General features: G+C 26.4%; 12 protein-coding genes. 2 read left to right on the top strand and 10 right to left on the bottom strand.

Annotated features, from left to right (window positions below):
• The first annotated feature begins 1,793 nt into the window (after positions 1 to 1,793).
• Both brnQ and proY read left to right on the top strand, forming a co-directional pair.
• Positions 1,794 to 3,107 carry a branched-chain amino acid transport system II carrier protein gene (gene brnQ, locus K0T98_RS00645; RefSeq protein WP_225639493.1) on the top strand — a complete coding sequence of 438 codons (1,314 nt, stop codon included), beginning with the start codon at positions 1,794 to 1,796 and terminating at the stop codon, positions 3,105 to 3,107.
• 146 nt (positions 3,108 to 3,253) lie between these two features.
• Positions 3,254 to 4,615, top strand: coding sequence for a proline-specific permease ProY (gene proY, locus K0T98_RS00650; protein ID WP_225639494.1), 1,362 nt, complete (start codon positions 3,254 to 3,256; stop codon positions 4,613 to 4,615).
• A 309-nt stretch (positions 4,616 to 4,924) separates the two neighbouring features.
• Here the strand turns inward: proY and cyoE are convergent, their stop codons facing one another.
• From cyoE to K0T98_RS00700, 10 genes are all read right to left on the bottom strand, one after another.
• The gene (gene cyoE, locus K0T98_RS00655; RefSeq protein WP_225639495.1) at positions 4,925 to 5,830 is read right to left on the bottom strand and encodes a heme o synthase; all 906 of its coding nucleotides are present in this window, start codon (positions 5,828 to 5,830) and stop codon (positions 4,925 to 4,927) included.
• Positions 5,831 to 5,842: 12 nt separating this feature from the next.
• On the bottom strand, positions 5,843 to 6,199 hold the full coding sequence (gene cyoD, locus K0T98_RS00660) for a cytochrome o ubiquinol oxidase subunit IV (protein WP_225639496.1): 357 nt from the start codon (positions 6,197 to 6,199) through the stop codon (positions 5,843 to 5,845).
• On the bottom strand, positions 6,199 to 6,810 hold the full coding sequence (cyoC, locus tag K0T98_RS00665; protein WP_225639497.1) for a cytochrome o ubiquinol oxidase subunit III: 612 nt from the start codon (positions 6,808 to 6,810) through the stop codon (positions 6,199 to 6,201). The genes cyoD and cyoC overlap by 1 nt, the downstream gene beginning before the upstream one ends.
• Positions 6,810 to 8,792 (bottom strand): cytochrome o ubiquinol oxidase subunit I, encoded by a 1,983-nt coding sequence (gene cyoB / locus K0T98_RS00670; RefSeq protein WP_225639498.1) that lies wholly within the window; start codon positions 8,790 to 8,792, stop codon positions 6,810 to 6,812. Before cyoB ends, cyoC begins: the two co-directional genes overlap by 1 nt.
• Positions 8,793 to 8,795: 3 nt before the next feature.
• On the bottom strand, positions 8,796 to 9,725 hold the full coding sequence (cyoA, locus tag K0T98_RS00675) for a ubiquinol oxidase subunit II (RefSeq protein ID WP_225639499.1): 930 nt from the start codon (positions 9,723 to 9,725) through the stop codon (positions 8,796 to 8,798).
• 1,013 nt (positions 9,726 to 10,738) lie between these two features.
• Positions 10,739 to 13,309 (bottom strand): ATP-dependent chaperone ClpB, encoded by a 2,571-nt coding sequence (clpB, locus tag K0T98_RS00680; protein ID WP_225639500.1) that lies wholly within the window; start codon positions 13,307 to 13,309, stop codon positions 10,739 to 10,741.
• Between the two features lie 2,216 nt (positions 13,310 to 15,525).
• A complete protein-coding gene (sixA, locus tag K0T98_RS00685; RefSeq protein WP_225639501.1) occupies positions 15,526 to 15,996 on the bottom strand; it encodes a phosphohistidine phosphatase SixA in 471 nt (156 codons plus the stop codon).
• A gap of 1,054 nt (positions 15,997 to 17,050) precedes the next feature.
• Positions 17,051 to 18,910: a 1-deoxy-D-xylulose-5-phosphate synthase gene (gene dxs, locus K0T98_RS00690; protein ID WP_225639502.1), complete on the bottom strand. Its 1,860-nt coding sequence runs from the start codon at positions 18,908 to 18,910 to the stop codon at positions 17,051 to 17,053.
• A gap of 213 nt (positions 18,911 to 19,123) precedes the next feature.
• Positions 19,124 to 20,029: a (2E,6E)-farnesyl diphosphate synthase gene (gene ispA, locus K0T98_RS00695; RefSeq protein ID WP_225639503.1), complete on the bottom strand. Its 906-nt coding sequence runs from the start codon at positions 20,027 to 20,029 to the stop codon at positions 19,124 to 19,126.
• Positions 20,030 to 21,412: 1,383 nt separating this feature from the next.
• Positions 21,413 to 22,804, bottom strand: coding sequence for an MFS transporter (locus K0T98_RS00700; RefSeq protein ID WP_225639504.1), 1,392 nt, complete (start codon positions 22,802 to 22,804; stop codon positions 21,413 to 21,415).
• Positions 22,805 to 22,955 lie beyond the last annotated feature (151 nt).

The following is a 22,955-nucleotide window of genomic DNA, read 5'->3' on the forward strand; positions in this document are numbered from 1 at the left end:
ATTATTAAGTATATTTATATTTTATAGTTTATATTATCAATAATAATATTATTCTTTAGATATTTTATAAGTATTAATTATATTATTTTACTTTATAAATACAAGAAGTATTATGGACTGGTTGTGGTAGATTTTAGAACTATAAAAGTTTATGTAAAGATAAACAGGAATAAGAAAATAATACAATTATTTAATACAAGTCAAAGACTATAAAATAATATTTATTAAATATTAATACAATCTTTAAAAATTTATAGATATTTAATATAATATAAGAATATTTCATGTATTAATATAATTGTATATTTGTCTATATATCAGTTTCAATGGAAGAATTTTTTTAATTATAAGATTTTTATTATATTAAATTTAATATATGTATTATGGAGATACCTTATACTACGAGATAGCAATAGCTATATATACTATTATATAATAATCTTTTCATTATCATAGTAAATTTTATGTTTAAATAAAGTTTTTATATTACATGTATTATACATAATACTAATAGTTAAGTTATAACTTCTATCTCATATATTTATTATATATCCATTAGTTATTAATTTAAAATTTTATTTATTATAGAAAGATTTAGTACTATATTATCTATAGATATCTCGTGAATTATATTAATTGTGCTTAAATAATTTCAATTGTGTTTAAAGTTAGCTAATCACTCATTAGTATATAGCGCATAAAATAATCTATATCAGTCAATGAATATATCTTATATAATATATTTTGTATAAATGATATTATACTAAAAAAAATTTTACATTATGTAATCTATTAATAAATATATATGATTGTTATACTCATAAAGAGTAAATTTTGCTTACATTATCTAAAAAATAATTAAATAGTTAATTAATTCTTGTAGTTTGTATATAGATAATGTATTATCTGCCTTAAAAAGACATTATCCATATAAAATTAAATTAATATTTTAAAGAATTATTTTTAGGTAAATTTATTGTATTATTTTTTATACCTTCTATTATGCATATTTGATTTATATCAAGACTTAATTATACTGAAATATAATTAAGAGTTACTAATTCAATTAATATATTTTATTGCAAAAATTATTTTATTTATCCTTAGTAAAAAGTTATATCTATAACTAGTTTAAATTTTAGTTTTAAATAAATAGCTAAGTAATCCCACTATACTTTAAATTCATTAGATCAGCAATTATGATGATTAAAGTGAAGTATATAAATTATCTATAGCAAAAAAAATATATAAGAATTGTATTATATTTTTATTTAAAAAGTAAGATATTAAAAATCTTATCAAGATATAATCTAGTATTGCTTTTCAAGAAATAAAAGATTAATAAATAAAAAATTATATATCCACAATTATTTATATCCCAGTAAATATCAAATATATATTACTAAAAGTAATATACAATAAAATTGTTAATACATACTTATAAAGTAATTTTTATAAATTATCTATAGCACAGTGTTTAGACCTTAAAAAGCTAAATATGAAATTAATTTTTAGCTTCAAATAAGATATATAGATCTATTAGGAATATTATAAAAAATAATTTTACCCAGTAAATTTATACTTATAGATAAAGTTTATAGTACCTACAAAGGTATTACTGGCTTAAAAATTATTTATATCTCAATTGGTAATATAATTTATATTAAAGTGCGAGATAAATAAAATCTTTCTCAGTCTTAAATATTAGTAAATATTTAACTATTTGGTTATATTTTATAGTTCAGTATATTTACTACATTTTAACTTAATTATTAGGATAGTACTTAATTATTATGAATGATCGCTTAACGTTCAAAGATATCTTAGCACTAGGATTTATGACCTTCGCTTTATTTGTAGGTGCAGGAAATATTATTTTTCCACTAATAGTGGGTTTGCAATCTGGAGAGCATGTCTGGATTGCTGCTGCCGGGTTTCTTCTTACTGCTGCAGGTCTTCCTGTTATGACGTTAGTTGCATTAGCTAAAGTAGGAGGGGGGATTGATGAGCTTAGCAAACCAATTGGTCGTCAAGCTGGAATGTTATTAGCAACTTTATGCTATTTATCTGTAGGGCCATTGTTAGCAATGCCTCGTACTGCAACAGTTTCTTTTGAACTCGGAATAGCACCTTTAGTTGGGTATAATGACACTCTACTATTTTTTTATAGCTTAATTTATTTTTCATTATCGATAGTAATTTCAATGTATCCTAGTAAGTTACTAGATACTATTGGACATATTCTAGCTCCTGCTAAAATAGCTGCATTAACTGTATTAGGTATTGCCGCTTATTTATGGCCAGCTGGTTCACATATTCCAGCAATTAAAATATATCAGAACATTCCTTTTTCCTGTGGATTTATGAATGGATATTTAACTATGGATACCTTCGGTGCTATGGTATTAGGTATGGTTATAGTTAATGCAGCCCGTTCTCGCGGAATCATAGATAGTCGTTTATTAACTCGCTATACAATTTGGGCTGGCTTGATTGCCGGTGTAGGTTTAACTTTGGTATACTTAAGTTTATTTCAGTTAGGTTCTTGTAGTGGAGAATTAGTCCCAGCAGCTAAAAATGGTGCAGTAATATTAAATGCTTATGTACAACATACTTTTGGCAGTATAGGTAGTATTTTCCTAGCTGGACTTATTTTTATTTCCTGTATAGTAACAACGATTGGTTTAACCTGTGCCTGTGCTGATTTTTTTTCTCAGTACTTACCTTTTAGTTATCATACACTTGTATTTATTTTAAGCTTATTTTCTATGATATTATCAAATCTAGGTATGAATCATTTAATTCAAATTTCTATTCCGATACTTACAGCTATTTATCCACCATGTATATTTTTAGTAGTTTTAAGTTTTACTAAAGATTGGTGGAATTATTCTCCGCGTATATTTTCTCCAGTTATGCTGATAAGTTTTTTGTTTGGTGCACTAGAACCATTAAGAAACTCTACGTTGTTTAGTTATCTCGCTTGGATGAAATTTCTACCATTAGCAGATCAAAGTCTAGAATGGCTACTACCTTCATTATTAGTATGGTTTACCATGGTAATTTATGATCGTATTCTAGGTCCAAAAAAAGTCACGGTTCGTTAATAACATTATTCTAGATTATCTAGAATAATATCTTCTATATATTATATTTAATAGTTATATGTATGTAGCATATAAATATAATTGTAATTATAAGTATAAACTTAATATTTTTATATATTTTGATAGTGGTTTATGGTAAGTTTTTTATGTATCAGCAGGTAAATCAACTCAAACGTAAATTAAATACACGGCATATTAGTTTTATAGCTTTTGGTTCGGCTATCGGTACAGGCCTTTTTTATGGTTCTGCTGAAGCTATTAGAATTGCTGGTCCTAGCGTTCTACTATCTTATCTTATTAGTGGTATATTTGCTTTTTTTATTATGCGTGCACTAGGTGAGATGTCAGTTAATAATCCACAAGTAGGTTCTTTTTCTTTTTATGCTCAGGAATATTTAGGACCAATAGCTGGTTATATAACTGGTTGGACATATTGCTTTGAAATATTGATTGTTGCTATAGCTGATGTAACGGCATGCGGTATTTATATGAGTGTCTGGTGTCCAGATTTGCCGCGCTGGTTCTGGACGTTAATTATTATATTGAGTGTTGGTGTTATTAACTTAATGAGCGTAAAAATATTTGGTGAACTTGAATTTTGGTTCACTTTTTTAAAGGTCATTACTATTATTATCATGCTGATAGCAGGTTTTGGTACAATGTTTTTAGGGATGGGTAATGGTGGTCATCCTACTGGTATACATAATTTATGGACACAAGGAGGGTTTTTTAGTAATGGTTTTATAGGTATGATTGCTTCACTACAGATAGTTATGTTTGCTTATGGAGGTATTGAAATTATAGGAATTACTGCAAGTGAATCCGAAAACCCAAGAGTATCAATCCCTAAGGCTATTAATTCAGTACCTCTACGTATCTTGTTATTTTATGTTAGTACATTATTTGTAATTATGTCTATATATCCATGGAATAAGGTAGGCATTCAGGGTAGTCCATTTGTATTAACTTTTCAGCATATGGGTATTAATATTGCTGTGAGTATACTTAATTTAGTAATGATTATTGCATCCTTATCAGCGATAAATAGTGATATATTTGGTGTAGGACGTATGTTGTATGGTATGGCACAACAGGGAAATGCACCTAAAATATTTTTAAAGGTTTCTAGTTATAACAATGTTCCATGGGTCACTGTATTAGTTATGGTTTTATCGTTATTGATTGCAGTTTATCTAAATTATATCATGCCAGAACGGGTATTTTTATTAATTTCTTCGCTTGCTACTTTTGCCACAGTATGGGTATGGATTATGATATTAGTATCCCAAATAGCCTTTCGTCGTAGTTTGAGTTATGAGCAGGTTAAGGCACTAAATTTTTCACTACCTGGCGGTATCCTAACTTCGATAATAAGTATTTTTTTCTTGGTGTTTATTCTATGTTTAATTGGTTATTTTCCTGATACCCGTATTACATTGTATGTAGGTATTATTTGGTTAGTAATTCTTTTAATAGGGTATATTTTTATAAATAAATTATCGAAATAATACAGATTACATTTTAAGTATATAGTTATATTCATTAAGAGCTAAAAAATGAAAAAAATTATCTATAATTTTAATATTTTATAGTATTAAGCAAAATTTTTAAATTAATTACATAGATTACCTCCCAAATATCTTAATATGTGTTGCTGTATTATAGCAAATAAGTTTTTAAGCAGTAGTAACTATAATCTTATGATATAAAAACTAATTTCTTATATTTATTTACTTAATATTATTAATAATATTTTAATATTTTAAGAAAAAACTTTTATCTTTAGAAATAATTAAGATAAAAGTTATAGTTTTTTACTATAAATCTACAATATATTTTTCTTTATCCTTTTCTATAGGTACATAAGATTGGAAATCAATCGATATCATAATACTCACACAAATTATCATAATAATAGAAAATAAAAATAGTTTACGCGCCCATATTTGATTATCTACTGTTTTATTATTGTACCCAGAGAAAGCTATACTTAACCACCATAGACCTGCTGTTGTAGTAACTATTAGATATGTATAACCTACATAACCATTAAAAGTTAAGAGCATAGTTGCAACTATAAATGCTAATATATACATATTAATATGTTTTTTAGTTACTGTAACACCTTTTACTACTGGTAAAACTGGAATATGAGCTGATTGATAATCTTCTAATCTAAAAATAGCAATTGCATAAGAATGTGGTATTTGCCACAGGCTAAATATAGCTAGTAAGATAAATGCACCAGTATCGAAAGATTTATTTATTGCACAATAGCCAATGATAGGAGGTACTGCACCAGATAAACTTCCAATTAATGTACTATATATAGAATTGCGTTTCATATATAAACTATAAATACCAACATAAATTATAAAGCCAATTATTGCTAATAAAGTAGTCAATATATTAGTTGTTAAATATAATATAGCTATACCAGTTAATCCTAATATATTTACATAGAATAAAATTACTTTAGGATTAATAAATTTTTGTACTAAGATGCGTTTTTTAGTTCTCTCCATAATTGCATCAATATCTCGGTCTATGTAATTATTACATATACAAGCTGAGGCTATAATTAACGATAATCCCATTATAGTCATGATTAATAGAAAAAAATCTAATTTTCCTCTTGATGCCAAAAAAAATCCACCAATAGCTGAAATTAAATTACCTAATATAATTCCGGGTTTGATAATTTGTATATACTGTTTTATCATCATAAAACATTCTTAGCAAGCGACCATGTTTATATTTAAGTGATACATAATCCAGAGTGAACCAATAATAATAATTGTGATAATTAAGGCAGTAAATACTAAAGCTATGAGATTCAAATATTCTTTAGCTGAATTATTTATATGTAGAAAATATACTAGATGAACAAATATCTGAATTATAGCCATAAAACTCACAACTATTATAGTAATTTGACGTGAAACAGTATTTGAAATCACAATCCAGAATGGAATAATGGTAAGAATAAGGGATAGAATAAATCCAGTAAGATAAGATTTAGTACTACCTAAAATAGCAGTATAGCTGTAATTTGTTAAGTATTTTTTTCTTTTTTTAAAGGATTGACTCATTATACAACCCCTATTAAATATATTAAGGTAAATAAGCATATCCATATAACGTCTAATAAGTGCCAGAATAAACTTAAGCACATTAGGCGAGTGCGATTATGAATATTAAGACCATTTTTAATTAATTGAATTATCATAATTATTATCCAGATCAGTCCACTAGTTACATGAATGCCGTGTGTGCTTATTAAGGCAAAAAATGCAGATAGAAATGCGCTTTTATCAGGACCAAAACCTTTAGAAATTAGATGATGCAATTCATAGTTTTCCATCGCGATAAAAATGACTCCTAACAGGAATGTAAGAACTAACCAACTATTTAAGACATAAATTTTATTTTTTTTACTTGCTAACATAGCAAAACCGTAGGTAAGACTACTAAACAGTAGAATTAACGTTTCACCTAATACAAATAATGGTTTAAATATTTCTTTACCTGATGGACCATCAGCGGTACCATGTACTAAAACAGCATAGGTTGCACATAAAATTGCAAACAAAATGCAATCGCTCATTAAATATAGCATAAAACCAAAAATATTAGTTTTATCATAACTATATTCTACATAATAATTATTATATTCTTGATTATTTAAAGTATTATTTATCATTATTTAATACCAGATTTAATAATTTGTACAAGGTGTTTGTTTTCTATACGTTTTATTTCATCACTTAGAATATGGTAATTATAATCTTGTTTAAAACTGTGCATTATCCAAGTTATAATTATACCTAATAGACTTATAGTGGCTAACCACCATATTTCCCAGATCATAGCAAAACCAAATAAAAGACTTAAACCTGCAATAATAATACCAACTCCAGTATTACGTGGCATTTGAAGGGGTATATATTTTTCTATTTTTTTATAAGAGATACCCTGTTCTTTCATTACCCAAAATGCATCACGAGAATTAACCTGTGGTATAATTGCAAAATTATAGATTGGTGGGGGAGAAGAGGTAGACCACTCTAAAGTACGACCATCCCAGGGATCGCCGGTTATATCTCTATTTTGATTACGATCACGAATCGATACTATGATCTGAATGATTTGACATGTAATACCGCATGCAATTAATATAGAACCTCCAGCAGCAATAGTTAGTAGTGTATGAAATGAAGTATCAATATGTTGACTAAGACGACGAGTCATACCCATTAATCCTAAAAAATATAGAGGCATAAATGCAATAAAGAAACCAATAATCCAAAACCAGAATGCACGTTTACCCCATTTTTCATTTAATGTAAAACCAAATGCTTTTGGAAACCAATATGTCATTGCTGCGAAACAGCCAAATACTACACCACCTATAATGACGTTATGGAAGTGTGCAATTAAAAATAGACTATTATGAAGTACAAAATTTGCACCTGGAACTGCTAGTAAAACCCCGGTCATACCACCAATAGTAAAAGTAATTATAAATCCGATAGTCCATAGCATAGCAGAATTGAATATAATACGTCCTTGATACATAGTAAATAGCCAATTAAAGATTTTTACACCAGTTGGAATTGAGATAATCATAGTAGCGATACCAAAGAAAGCATTGACGTCTGCACCACTTCCCATTGTAAAAAAGTGGTGTAGCCAGACAATAAATGATAGTATCGTAATACACACAGTAGCCCATACCAAAGAAGTATAACCAAATAATCTTTTTTTGCAAAAAGTAGCTACAACCTCAGAAAATACCCCGAAAACAGGTAGTACTAATATATACACTTCTGGGTGACCCCACGCCCAAATAAGGTTAATATACATCATCATATTACCGCCCATATCATTAGTAAAAAAATGTGTATGTAAATAACGGTCAGCTGTTAGTAATGTAATAGTAACCGTTAAAATAGGGAAGGCAGCAACAATTAAAATATTCGCGCATAGAGAAGTCCAAGTAAAGACTGGTATTTTCATAAATAACATACCAGGAGCACGCATTTTTACGATAGTTGTAACTAAGTTGATACCTGTCATTAAAGTACCTAATCCAGCGATTTGTAGGCTCCATATCCAGTAATCCACTCCAACACCTGGACTATATTCTTTTTCTGATAGTGGTGGATATGCTAACCAACCGGTTTTAGCAAATTCACCTACTCCAAGGGATAAATTTATGAGTAACATACCTGCAACAGTAAACCAAAAACTTAAGTTATTTAGAAAAGGAAAAGCAACATCACGAGTACCGATTTGCAATGGTATAATTATATTCATTAAGCCAATGACAAAAGGCATTGCAACAAAGAAAATCATGATAACACCATGAGCAGTAAAAATCTGATCATAGTGATATGGAGGCAGGAAGATATCTTTTCCTGCTGAAGAGAGTGCTTGTTGACTACGCATCATAATAGCATCGGTAAAACCACGCAATAGCATAATAAATGCTAAAATTATATACATAATACCTAGACGTTTATGATCAACGGAAGTAAACCACTCTGTCCATAAATAATGCCATTTTTTAAAATAGGTAATTAAAGCTAGAATGATTAGACTACTTACAATAATACTACTCACTGTAACCATAATAATTGGTTCATTATAAGGTATATCATTGAGTGTTAATTTTCCAAACATTTATTATACCCCTACCCCTATGTTAGATTTTTTACTTATACTTATATTATTATTATTGTGTGTTATATCTATTTTTTTATTACCCATAAATTTATGAATAATATCTATAAATAACTTAGGGTTATTATTAGAAAAATATTCTACTGAATTATATTCGCTTGGTTTTGCTAATACTTCAAATTCATCCATTGTAGTTAGTGCGTGGGTAGATGTTTTTTTTATTTTAGCAACCCACTGATTAAAAGTTGCATTATCAGATGTTGCAATAGCAGTAAATTTCATACCAGAAAATCCTTTACCACTATAACTACTAGAAATACCATTATACTTACCCTGCTCATTTGCAATTAAATGTAGTTTGGTTTGCATACCAGCCATGGCATAAATTTGTCCACCTAAACTAGGAATAAAAAAAGAATTCATAACTGAGTTTGAAGTTATACGAAAATTAATTGGATAATTAATTGGAAAAGCTATTTCGTTTACAGTTGCTATTCCTAGATCTGGATATATAAATAACCATTTCCAATCCAAGGAAATAACATCTATATTAATTGGTTTAACTCTTGATATTAATGGTTTATAAGGATCTAATTCGTGAGTTGTTTTCCACGTTAATATTGCTAGAATAATAATAATAATAATTGGTATATTCCAAATAATAACTTCAATTGTATGAGATTGAGACCAGTTGGGGGTATATTTAGCACTTTTATTTGATGCACGAAATTTACTTGTAAATATAATTGTCATTACAATTACTGGAATCACAACAATTAACATTAGACTAAGTGCTGTTAGTATTAAGGATTTCTGTTCTAGACCTATTTGCCCTTTAGGATCTAAAATAGCTATATTACAGCCACTGAGTAAAGTTATTACCGCTATTAATAATAATATTACAAAATATTTATTACATTTACTGAGTATCATTTAACGACCTCAATTAAAAAGTTATTTGTCGTTTTAAATTTAGAAGGATTTTACTTTAAGAATATAAATCTGTAAACCTTCTTATAGTACTTATTGATATTATAGAATAATAATATCTATTTTTAATGGGATCTTTTAGTTATTTTAGTTATTTTAGTTATTTTAGTTATTTTATAATTTTTAATTTATCATCTAAATACTACAAGTAAAAGCAAATAATAATATTTAATATATCCAAAGTAATTTATTGATCACTTAGTAATTTAGATAACTCATAACTAATAAATGCTTATGGATATGATTGGATACGCCAATAAGATATTTTATATGATTCATGAATTTATAATTTTATAAATAAAATAGTAGAGATAACTTGGTATTATTATATAGCAGTTTAATACGGAAGTATATTTATAAGAATAAAACGGAGGAATCATTGTATGTAATTAATTTAATAGCACTTTACTAAAAGTTTATTCAAGAGATCAAAAAATTTTTCAGTATAGTTTTTCTTTAAAAAAGCATTATAACATGCTATTTTAATTATATATTCTTTTTTATTATACAGATAATATAAATTTAAAAATTAAATAATAGATAGGTAATTATCTAATGATAAATAAATTATTTTGCCTATCATAATAATCTTTATTAGGGGAAATTATCTATAATAAGTATTTCTCTCTATAGAGATGATCATCGTAATCTCAATTAAAATTTCGATATGTATTAAATTTAGTATATAATTATATTTTTATATTTAATAAACAACAAGTTTATATAAAAGGAATAATAATATAAATAGATTTTATTTTAAATATAACGGCATGTATTTTTTAAAATTTTTAATTGTAACTTATTTAGAAAATATATTACTTCATTAGTATATTAAAAATTAATTTATAGAGAAGAATAAGTATTAAATATAGTTGAATATTTCAATAAAAATTTTTAAATAGTATAGGAGGTATTATATTCTTTACCCCCTATAGTTTTTAAAATTTTCTACACACTCACTGTTTAATAATTAACTTGTTATCCTGTATATCAAGCGTAATATCTTGTCCGGGTATTAATTTTCCTGCTAAAATTTGTAGTGCAAGTGGATTTTCTATTTCTTGCTGTATTGCACGTTTTAATGGGCGTGCACCATAAACCGGATCAAAACCAACTTTTAAAAGTTGTTCTAATGCACTATAAGTTATAGTGATCTTGTAACCTTTATCTTCTAAACGTTGGTATAAGCGCTTTAATTGTATATGTGCAATTTCTTTAATATTTTTTTGATTTAATGGATGAAACACAACATTTTCATCTATACGATTAATGAATTCAGGGTAAAAATACTTTGATACCATACTCATTACTAATTCTTTCATATCTTCATAATAAAGATGTTCAAAGCGTTCTTTAATTAAATTAGAGCCTATATTAGAGGTCATAATTATTACTGTATTACGAAAATTCACAGTTCTCCCCTGTCCATCGGTAAGTCTTCCATCGTCTAATATTTGTAACAATATATTAAAAATATCTTTATGCGCTTTTTCTATTTCATCTAATAAAATAACAGAATAAGGTCTACGGCGAATAGCTTCTGTTAAGTAACCACCTTCTTCATAACCAATATACCCTGGAGGTGCACCCACAAAACGTGATACTGCATGTTTTTCCATAAATTCAGACATATCTATGCGCACCATAGCATTGTCGCTATCAAAAAGGAAGTTTGCTAGAGCCTTACATAGTTCAGTTTTACCAACACCAGTGGGTCCTAAAAAAAGGAAGGAACCTATTGGACGGTTAGGGTCTGATAAACCAGCACGATTACGACGTATAGCATTAGAAACAGCTGTAACAGCTTTTTCTTGACTAATAACACGTTTGTGTAGATCCTCTTCCATCCTTAATAATTTTGCGCGTTCACTTTCTAATATGTTTGATATAGGTATTCCAGTCCACTTTGCTAATACCTCAGCAATTTCTACATCAGTTACTTTATTGCGTAACAACTTAATAGTGTTGTTTTCAGACAGTGTCGCTGCTTCTAATTGTTTTTCTAAACTAGGCATTTTACCGTACTGAATTTCAGACATTTTAGCTAAATCACTTATGCGGCTAGCCTGTTCAAGTGCAATTTTTGCTTGTTCTATTTCTGCTTTTATTTTTTGAGTACCTCGGAGAGAGGATTTTTCTGTTTTCCATTCTTTTTCTAAAATAGAGTATTCATGTTCTTTATGTTCTAATTTAGTATTAATTATTTCTAGGCGTTTTTTGCTTGCTTCATCAGATTCTTTATTGAGCGCCTGCTTTTCTAGTTTTAATTGAATAATACGCCGCTCTAAGCGATCTAGTAATTCAGGTTTAGAATCTATTTGAATACGAATACTAGATGCAGCTTCATCAATTAAATCAATTGCTTTATCAGGTAATTGACGGTCTGCAATATAACGATACGATAAATTTGCTGCAGCAACAATTGCAGGATCAGTAATTTGAACATGGTGATGCAGCTCATATCGCTCTTTAAGACCACGTAGAATAGCAATTGTATTTTCTACGGTTGGTTCATTAATAAAAACTTTCTGAAATCGACGTTCAAGTGCAGCATCTTTTTCAAGATATTGACGATATTCATCCAGTGTAGTTGCTCCTACGCAGTGCAATTCACCACGAGCTAGAGCAGGTTTTAGCATATTTCCAGCATTGATAGCACCATCACCCTGACCTGCACTGACCATTGTGTGTAATTCATCAATAAATAAAATAATGTTTCCTTTTTGTTTAGATACTTCATTTAATATTGCTTTTAAGCGTTCTTCGAATTCACCGCGAAATTTAGCTCCTGCAACAATGGAGCTCATCTCCATAGAAAGAACGCGTTTGTTTTTCAACCCTTCGGGAACTTCACCATTAATAACACGCTGTGCTAAACCTTCTACAATTGCAGTTTTACCTACTCCAGGTTCACCAATTAATACGGGGTTATTTTTAGTACGACGCTGTAATACCTGAATAGTTCTACGAATTTCTTCATCACGACCGATAACGGGATCTAAACTTCCCCTCTCAGCAAGCTCAGTTAGATCTATAGTATATTTTTTTAATGTCTGACGATAATTTTCTGCATTTGCATTGTCCACTATTTCTCCTCCACGAATTTTTTTTATAGCGCTACTTATTTTTTCTCTTGTAGCACCAGAAGCTTTTAATATCTCTCCTAGAGTACCTTGTTCTTCTAATGCTACTAATACGAATAACTCTGAAGAAATGAAACTGTCATTAAATTTTTTAGCTTGCTTATCACACAGATTCAATAACCGCACTAATTCATTTGATGGTTGAATATTTTTAGTGTCTTTGGTTTTTTTAATACTAGGAAGATATTCTTGAATCTTTTTATAAAGGTTAGTAGTATTAATTTCAGCAACATTGAATACGTTTTGAACTGTCCCCCCATCCTGTTTAAGAAAGGCACTCATCATATGTAATGGCTCTATAAATTGGTTGTTATATTCCATTGCTAGTTCGTGAGCATCAACTAGTGCATACTGGAACTGATTAGTGAAACGGTCTATATGCATAATTATCTCCAAGACTTATTAAATTTTTACTTTAAAATAAACTTAATAGATTATATTTTAGGTAATACTAGTAAGATTTTAAAACAAGTCTTTGTACTTTGTTAATTTTTTTATTTTTACCTATATTTAATATTACAATTTATATTTTGTATTGAGTTTATTATTAGATATATAATGAAAGTAACTTAACATGACGATTAATAATCTATTGTAAATTTTTTAATGTTTAAATAAAAGCGTCTGTATATTATTTCAACAATGATTAAAGTATGCCTCATTATTTTAGGATAAATTTATAGAAAGATATTATTTTATTTTTTATTGCGCCTATCTCATTTATTAGTATAGACTCTTTAATTAGTATAATAGTCATCATTTTTGAAAATATTATATAAAGTATTACTTTAATCAAAAAATAATTTTTGTTAATAGTTTTTAATATTTTTATATTTGTTAATAATTTATATTAAAGTAATTTGGAGTATTGATGTTTTTTATAAAAATATTTTATATTATAGAAATGGATATTGTTTTTTTAAATAAAATATATATTTTATTTATTAAATATGCATAGATTATATTATAATATATATTTTTATTTCAATTTTTTATATAAAGAAATTTAGAAAAAAATTTATATAACTAAAATGATTATTTTATATGGATAATAAACTTTTTATGTTAATTAAATGGTATAACTTTTATTGTTTATTTAATTTATAATTGCATATAAAATATCAATAGACAATATATTCTTATTTTTAAAAATCAGATAATATAAAATATTATTCAGAAGTATTATTCTGTATAATGCAAAATATTATAAATACTATTATTATATAATAGTTATAAATTCAGTACTTATATTGTATAAACTTATTATATATTTAAATATTCTTTGTTTATTATTTTAATTTAAATAAGTTAAATATTTTTAACTTACTAAAATAGTTCTAAACATAATAATAAAAAATATTTTATATATGATGGATAATTTTTTGTTTTTATAATAGATATTTCTTAATATCTTATACTAAATGTTATGCTAATTTATTAAATCTAGTACATCTCTTTTATTAATACTGAACATTTTATAGTAAGTTATGAATATTATAACATTTTTATTATATCTTGCTAATTCATTATAGATCTTATATAAGATTATATAGATTACTTTATTAATAACATACTAAAAATTATTTTTATGGTTATTATACCTCTCTCGAGATAATTGTATTGCTGTAATATTATCTTACATATTTATATTTTATTATTTATAGAAGTTATTTAAGAGCTGTTTTTATTGTGTACCTTTAATACTTTATTATATTATTTTGATATAACATTACAAATAAACAAGTATTTTAAACAAGTAATACAAATTTTAATGCTTTTGATAAAATTACTTGATAACATATCTTGTAGTATAAGTTCTATGTAATATCTTTATTATCTTATTCTTATATAAGAAATTTAATTCTTAAGTCATATAATATATCTTTCTAGTATTATTCTAATCTTAGTATTTAACGAAATATAGTAATTTATTAGATCAAATTATATTAAATTAAATTTTATATATAAGGTATTAGGATAAGTTTTAAAATAATCTTGATAATAAAAGATAATATTAGTTATCACACCCTGTGTTATTTTATATTTTGATCGTGATCTAAATAATATGTTTAGTATTATTAATTAGTATAAATTTTGTATATTTTTATTTATTTATAAAATATATAATAATATTATTTTTGGTTTACTAATTGTACCTATAAGTATTTTAATATATATAAAAAAAATACTTGGGTATATAATTTTTATCTTTTTAAGACGAACTGAGTAGTTGATTGCTATTCTAGAAGACATTTTATATGTCCTTATGGTAATACCTTATTAATATCTTAATTATTAAAATCATTACTATATAAGTTAAAAAATATAAATCTTATTTTTATCATAATATTACCTAATAAGCATCTTTATATATTGATATAAAATAATCAACAAAGCAATATTGCATATATTTTATAATTAGTTATAGATATAAGATATATTTACAAATATAGTATTGCAAATCATAAAAAGATTATAAAACATATTTCTACTTATTAAGTAGAATACAAAAATATTTTTAAAAGCTTTATCACTACTGATTTTAGTAAATTACTATAAATAAGTATGCGTTTAATAATTTATTTGTAGAGTGCAATGTTTTATTTATATATAGGATTTATATGCCATTCTAAAACATTTTTTTTATTATTAAAGCAAGATATACAAGTAATTGCAGATGTAGATAAAACAGGGAGATTGTATTCAGGACATAATTCTGAAATTAAATAACAAATTAATGGTAGGTGAGAGATTAAGATTATACTAGATATTCCTGTTTTAGCTAGTTTTCTTAGAAAATACATAATTACATCAACATTACCATATGGTTTTAGATCATGTATTATATCTATGTTTTCTTCTGATAAAGTTAATACTTCACGTACTGCTGATAGTGTTTGTTGAGCACGTAAATATGGACTAACTAAAACTCTTTCAATTTTGAATGATTTTTCTTTTAGAAAAGAAGCCATATACATTGATGTATTATAACCATACTTAACAAGTGGTCTAGCTAAATCGCTAGATGCTTCTAAAGAGGCTGCACCATGACGCATAATAAAAACTTGCATATTATTATAATCTTCATCTAGTTTAGATATGATCTCTTTTAACTTTATAGTATTAGAGTCTAAATATTTACCTATTTTATGAGTATAATTTTAACATATTATTAAGTGTGTTAAAGATTGTATAATAATATGTATAATCACTGTTCTTTAATTAAATCGTTCAAACTATTATTATATAATAATTCTATAAAAAAATAATTATTATTACTTAATACACTATATATTAATCACTGCCAATAAAATTTTTATGTATCTTTAGATTTTATAATTATAGTGGTAATAAAATCTAATTGTATTTTAATTAGTTAAATTTAATAGATTATATAAATATAATAACCTATATATTTTATAATATTATTTATCTTAACAAGATAGTATAACTATATACAGTATATTATATTATATTTCCATATATTATTCCTTATAAAATTATTTATGCAGGTAATTATTTTTTGATGTATAAAAATATAGATAGATTATATTAGTAATAATAATTGTTATTATATTTAGATATTAGATAAAATTTAACTTTATTGATTTATATTTTAATATTCTAACAAAATAATATAAAAATAAATATCAAATATAAATAACTATATACTAATAAAAAGTACTTATATATTTTAACAAAAAAATCTACTTGTTTTTGGAGTATCACTACTAGTTTAATAGAACCAATATAGCTCTTAAAAACTTAGATTATTCATTAGGTATACATAATGAATAGATAAATATATAAAATAATAATTTTTTTATAAAATACCATTGCTTCAAATATATAATAGAGCCTTTTGATAAATTTTATATATAATTTATACTATTACTATAGAAATATTATGTAATTTACACAGAGAGATTATTATTCAATCTATTACCCTTAAATTAAGAATAATACCTATATAATTAAAAATAATTTATTTTAATAAAATAACTAGTAAAATATTTTTTTGATAAAACATCGTTTACTTAAAACTTTCAGTGAATATATAAAATAATAAAAAGATATACAAAAATAAAATATTAAAATAATCTTTAATTATGAGTATTTTATATTTTATAACCAATTTTTAATTTGGTTCATAATTCCTTCAGCATCTAATTGAACATCATGTAGAGATTCAATTTGAGTACCTTGTGGAATGAATGTATCTGGTAAGCCAAGGTTAAGTACTGGCACTATTTTGCGTTTTAGCATGAGGAGCTCGTTTACCCCGCTTCCCGCACCACCGATAATAACATTTTCTTCGAGTGTTACCAAAGAATCATGAGTAGCTACTAACCTTATTACCAAGTCTTCGTCTAGTGGTTTTACAAAGCGCATATCAACTAAAGTAGCGTTTAATAGTTCTGCGGTTATTAAAGCATTATGCATTAGAGTACCAAAATTAAGTATTGCAATTTTTTTACCTCTACGACGTACTACCCCTTTACCAATAGGTAAGATTTTAAGAGGTAGTAATATTACCCCAGTGCCTGTGCCTTTTGGATAACGCACTGCCGTAGGTCCATATTGATAATGATAACCAGTATGTAACATTTGCCGGAATTCGTTCTCATCACTTGGTGTCATAATGATCATATTTGGGATACATCGTAGGAATGATATATCAAAGGCACCCTGATGTGTTTGTCCATCACCTCCTACAATACCTGCACGATCTATTGCAAACATGACGGGTAGTTTTTGTAAAGCAATATCATGAATAACCTGATCATAAGCACGCTGTAGGAACGTTGAATAAATTGCCACTACTGGTTTATAACCGCTAATAGCCAAGCCAGAAGCAAAGGTTACTGCATGTTGTTCTGCAATTGCAACATCAAAATACTGTTGTGTATATTCTTTAGAAAAACGAACCATACCAGATCCTTCACACATTGCTGGTGTTATGGCTATCATTTTATGATTATAGAGGGCGTTTTCACAAAGCCAGTCACCAAAAATTTTTGAATAGGTAGGTAATTCATCGATTTTTTTTGGTAATATGCCGCTTGTTAGATCAAATTTTGGTACAGCATGCCATTTAATGGGATCTTTTTCTGCAGGTGTATATCCCTTACCTTTTTTTGTTATAATATGTAATAGCTGAGGGTTTTTAAAATTACGTATCTTTTTTAATATATTTATCAAGCATTTTACATCATGTCCATCAACTGGTCCAATATAGTTAAATCCTAACTCTTCAAATAAAGAGCTAGGAGTGACTATTTCTTTTTTATACTTTTCTGTGCGTTTAACTATCTTTTTAATCTGTGTTAAACTAGAGAAACATTTTTGACTACTTTTATGTAAACTGTAATATATTTTGTTAGAAAATAAATGCACTAAATGATTTCTTAATGCACCTACATTTTTAGAGATTGACATTTCATTATCATTTAATACAATAAGTATATCAACTTTAATAGCTCCAGCATGGTTAATTGCTTCTAAAGCCATTCCCGCAGTTAAAGCTCCATCCCCTATTACGCAAACAGTTCTTCTATTTTTCCCTTCACGTTTAGCGGCAACAGCTATTCCAAGTCCTGCACTAATAGAAGTTGAAGAATGACCTACGCTTAGTATGTCATATTCGCTTTCCTCTCTCCATGGAAAAGAATGTAAACCTCCTTTCTGACGTATGGTTGTAATACGATCTCGTCGTCCAGTTAAAATTTTATGAGGATAAGCTTGGTGACCTACATCCCAAATTAATGAGTCAAATGGTGTATTATAAATATAGTGTAGCGCTACAGTTAATTCTATAACACCTAAACCAGAAGCAAAGTGTCCACTGGATCTACTGACGCTATTAAGAAGATATTGACGTAATTCTTTACAAAGTTTAGGTAGTTTATCTTGAGATAATAGACGAAGATCTTTTGGATATTCAACCAGAGATAGTATTGGGTATTTATTGATATCTAAAATCATTATGGACTCATATCTTAAAATGTATTCTGTTATTTTATAAGATGCATATTTAAAAGGGCATTAATACTATATAGTTTATACATCCTAATTATTTATTTTAGTAAATAATTAGGATGTATGTTGCGATTACCTAATACAAATAAAATAAAGTTAATATAGGTTCTAATAATATTTTTTATCCCTATAAAATGAATAAATATTTTTTATTAAATATTAATAATTACGTTCAATAATAAAAATAGCTAAGTCCTTTAATGCTTTAGTATCAATTCTATTATCCTGTTCAATTTGGTTTAGTACTGTAATTGCAGTTTGATATAGATGTTGGGCTTTATTTTTGGCTTGTTTTAACCCAAGAAGATATGGATATGTATTTTTTTTAAATACTTGATTTGAACCTTGTAATTTTCCTATTTTTTTGTTATCATCAACAACATCTATGATATCATCTTGTATCTGAAAAGCTAGACCAATAGCTTGTGCATACAGGTCTAGTAATGGTATAACCTTACGTCCATAATAACCCGAGGCTAGTGCTCCTAGGCGGATTGCGCAGCGTATTAAAGCACCAGTTTTACAGTTATAAATTTGTTCAAGAACTAGTAAATCTATAATTTTTCCTTCAAATGCTAAATCCAATGCCTGACCACCGCACATTCCCGCAACTCCACTAGCTCGTGCTAGTTCACTTAGCATAGCTAGTCTGTTAGAATTACTAACTGTTGGCATGGTACTATCAGTTAAAATAGAAAATGCTAGGCTTTGAAAGGCATCACCAGCTAAAATTGCTTGCGCTTCGCTAAATTTAACATGAGTGGTTAATTTGCCACGACGCATTATATCATTATCTATCGATGGTAAGTCGTCGTGTATTAATGAATAAGCATGTATACATTCTACGGCTGCTGCAGGTGCATCTAAGTCATTTAATGATGTGCCAAACATTTTTCCAGTGGCATAAACTAGATAGGGTCGTATGCGTTTGCCGCCTAGTAGTATACTATAGCGCATAGCTGTAACTAGTTCGCTATCATATATAGGTAAATTATTTATATAATTAATAAGCGCAGTATCAACGCGTTTATGATAATATTGAAATAACTTTTCAAAAAAAAACATTTTATCTTTCATTTAAATGATAATGGTAACATATAAATTTTACTTATAATATTAAATATGAAGAATTTAGTTATACGTTATACTTTTTATAATCATAATTTATTATAAAATATACCTTTAATTTATATACTAATATAACCCTATATATACTTATACTGTGTCCTAGTAATTTTATGAATTAAAATTCTATTATATTATTAATGATATTATCGTATTTACATTACAAAATTTTAGATATACTTTATATTTTAATAGTAAAAATAAATTTTTTATTTATTACATTATTATTTAATACTTTTATATTATATACTTTTATAATTTATTTCTGAATATATAATATATATTATAAATTGTTTTAGCATAGATATTAATCGTATTATTTATAGTTTATTATTAAAATAATCGTAAAATTTTATCGATATTTTTGCGTTGATTAATATTTCTGCTTAGAAAAAGTTTAAAATATTATAAATTAGTCAAATAAATACTTTAAAAATATTTAGATTATCTATAAGTATGCTTTAAAAATAAATTAAATTAAATATAATAATCAATTTATATTTTAACTATAATCTAGGTATACGTAATGATATTTAGAAGTTAATGATTAATTATATACATATATTCTCAATATATTCAATAAAACTATGATATAGTTTGAGAAACATTATAAACATAGAAAACCTTTTTATATGTAAAGCATTACGGTAATTGTAAGTTATCTTTTATAGATATATAGTGAGTACTATATATCTAGTAATTGAATAAGTATTCATATTAGTAGTTATTATATATCTATAAAAATTAAAAATATTTTTTTATTTATTAAAAAAATTAAGAAAATATAGGTTATTCAATTATTCTAGTATCTTTAGCTCTATATATTTATTTTTTATTACTATTACCATAGATCCTTGAGTTATTAGATACTTATAAGGTTAATTACGTTTATATGAATATTATTTATAAGATTATGATATATCAAATATAGTTTTAAGATTAGCTGAATATAACGATATTCATTCAATAATAAATTTTTTTATTAATTATTGTATTGATATATTTATTTTATGTTTACTTATTTTAAATAAAATAAGTAAAATATATTAAGTAAATGAGTGAGTATTTTGAATATAAATAAGATTACTAGAAGTATTTAGTGGTCACTCATAAGTCTTAGATATTAATCTTTAATATTTAAAAAGAAATAATATATTTAAATTTATAGTTTAAAGGAGTAATAAACAATATTTTAAAAAAAGTTCAATAATGCCAATCCTTTAACTGTAGAAATAGTATATTTATTTTATATATCAGGAGATATTAGGATATTTTGTGAATTTTCTTACTATCTAGAAATATATTTTATTTTAAATATTGTAATTATTCTTTAAATTTAATCTCTGAGTGTTCAGAGCTTGATATAAATAATTCTATTTGACTGCGGGATATGAGTTTAGAGTCAATTTTCATGTATATAGTTTGTTCTTCTGGAATCAAAACCACATCGACTACACCATGTAAATTTTTTATTAATTTTTCTAACTGGTATGTTGCTCGAATTTCTTTTGGTATTACAATACGTAAATTACTGAGGTATATAGGTTGTTTCATTGTTAGGCTTATTAATAACCAGATCGCTGTTAAAACAGCGCAGCTGGTAAATACCATGTTAGCTCCATTATGTTCATATAACAAACCACCTATACTTCCACCGATAGCTACACCAATAAACTGGCTAGTAGAATAAATACCCATTGCTGTACCTTTATATCCAGTAGGGGATACTTTACTAAGAATCGAAGGAAGTAACGCTTCTATAATATTGAAAGAAATAAAAAACAGTTGTATACCTAAAAAAATTCCATATAGATTTGTATCTACGTACCAAAATATTACTTCAGCAAAAAGCATTAAAAGAATACATATACGAAAAATCTGTTTAATATAACGATATTTTTCTGCATAAAAAATAAGAGGTACTACACACACTAATGCTATTAGCATTGTTACTATATATACTTGCCACTGGTTATGGCGTGACAATCCAGCTTTTTCCATTAAAGGGGGGATAGCTATAAAACTAGATATTAATAATGTATGTAAGCACATAATACTAAAATTTAGCTTCATTAAATAACTATTAGTTAAAACTACGCCAAAATTACTTTGAATTACATTTGAATCGCGATTTAATACCTGATGGTTAGGATTAGGAATAAAGAATAATGTAACCATTATACCACTGAGTGCCATTAGAGCAATAATCCAAAACAAGCCAGATAGACCAATAGCTTGAGTAATAATAGGACCTGTAATCATAGCTATAGTAAACGTAATACCGAAACTTATACCGATATAAGCCATTGCTAAGGTACGATTTTGCTCTTGTGTTAAGTCTGATAGTAATGCCATGATAGCTGCAGAAATAGCACCAGATCCCTGTAATGATCGACCCAAGATAACACCCCAAATTGAATTTGCTATACCTGCTATAGCACTACCTAAAGCAAATAAAAGTAATCCTATCACTATTACAGTTTTACGTCCAATAAGATCTGATAATAAACCACATGGAATTTGGAAAAGTGCTTGGGTCAACCCATAAATACCAATTGCAATACCTATCAAAGTTTCTGAAGCGTCAGTCAATAATATCCCATAAGTATTTAGTACAGGTAAAACCATAAACATTCCAAGCATACGTAATGAGAAGATAGTGCTTAGACCTAATATAGCTTTCCATTCCTTTGGTGTGATGTGGATATCATCCATTATAACCTCAGTATATAATAATGATCATTTAATATTTACATTAGAATAAAATTCTTCTTAACTATTTAAGATTATAAAATATATCACTAAATATAATAAAATTGTTATTTTATCTTTTTAGGTATACATAAAAATATCAATATTACTTAAT

The organism is Candidatus Profftia sp. (ex Adelges kitamiensis) (genome assembly GCF_020342455.1).
Taxonomy (GTDB): domain Bacteria; phylum Pseudomonadota; class Gammaproteobacteria; order Enterobacterales; family Enterobacteriaceae; genus Profftia.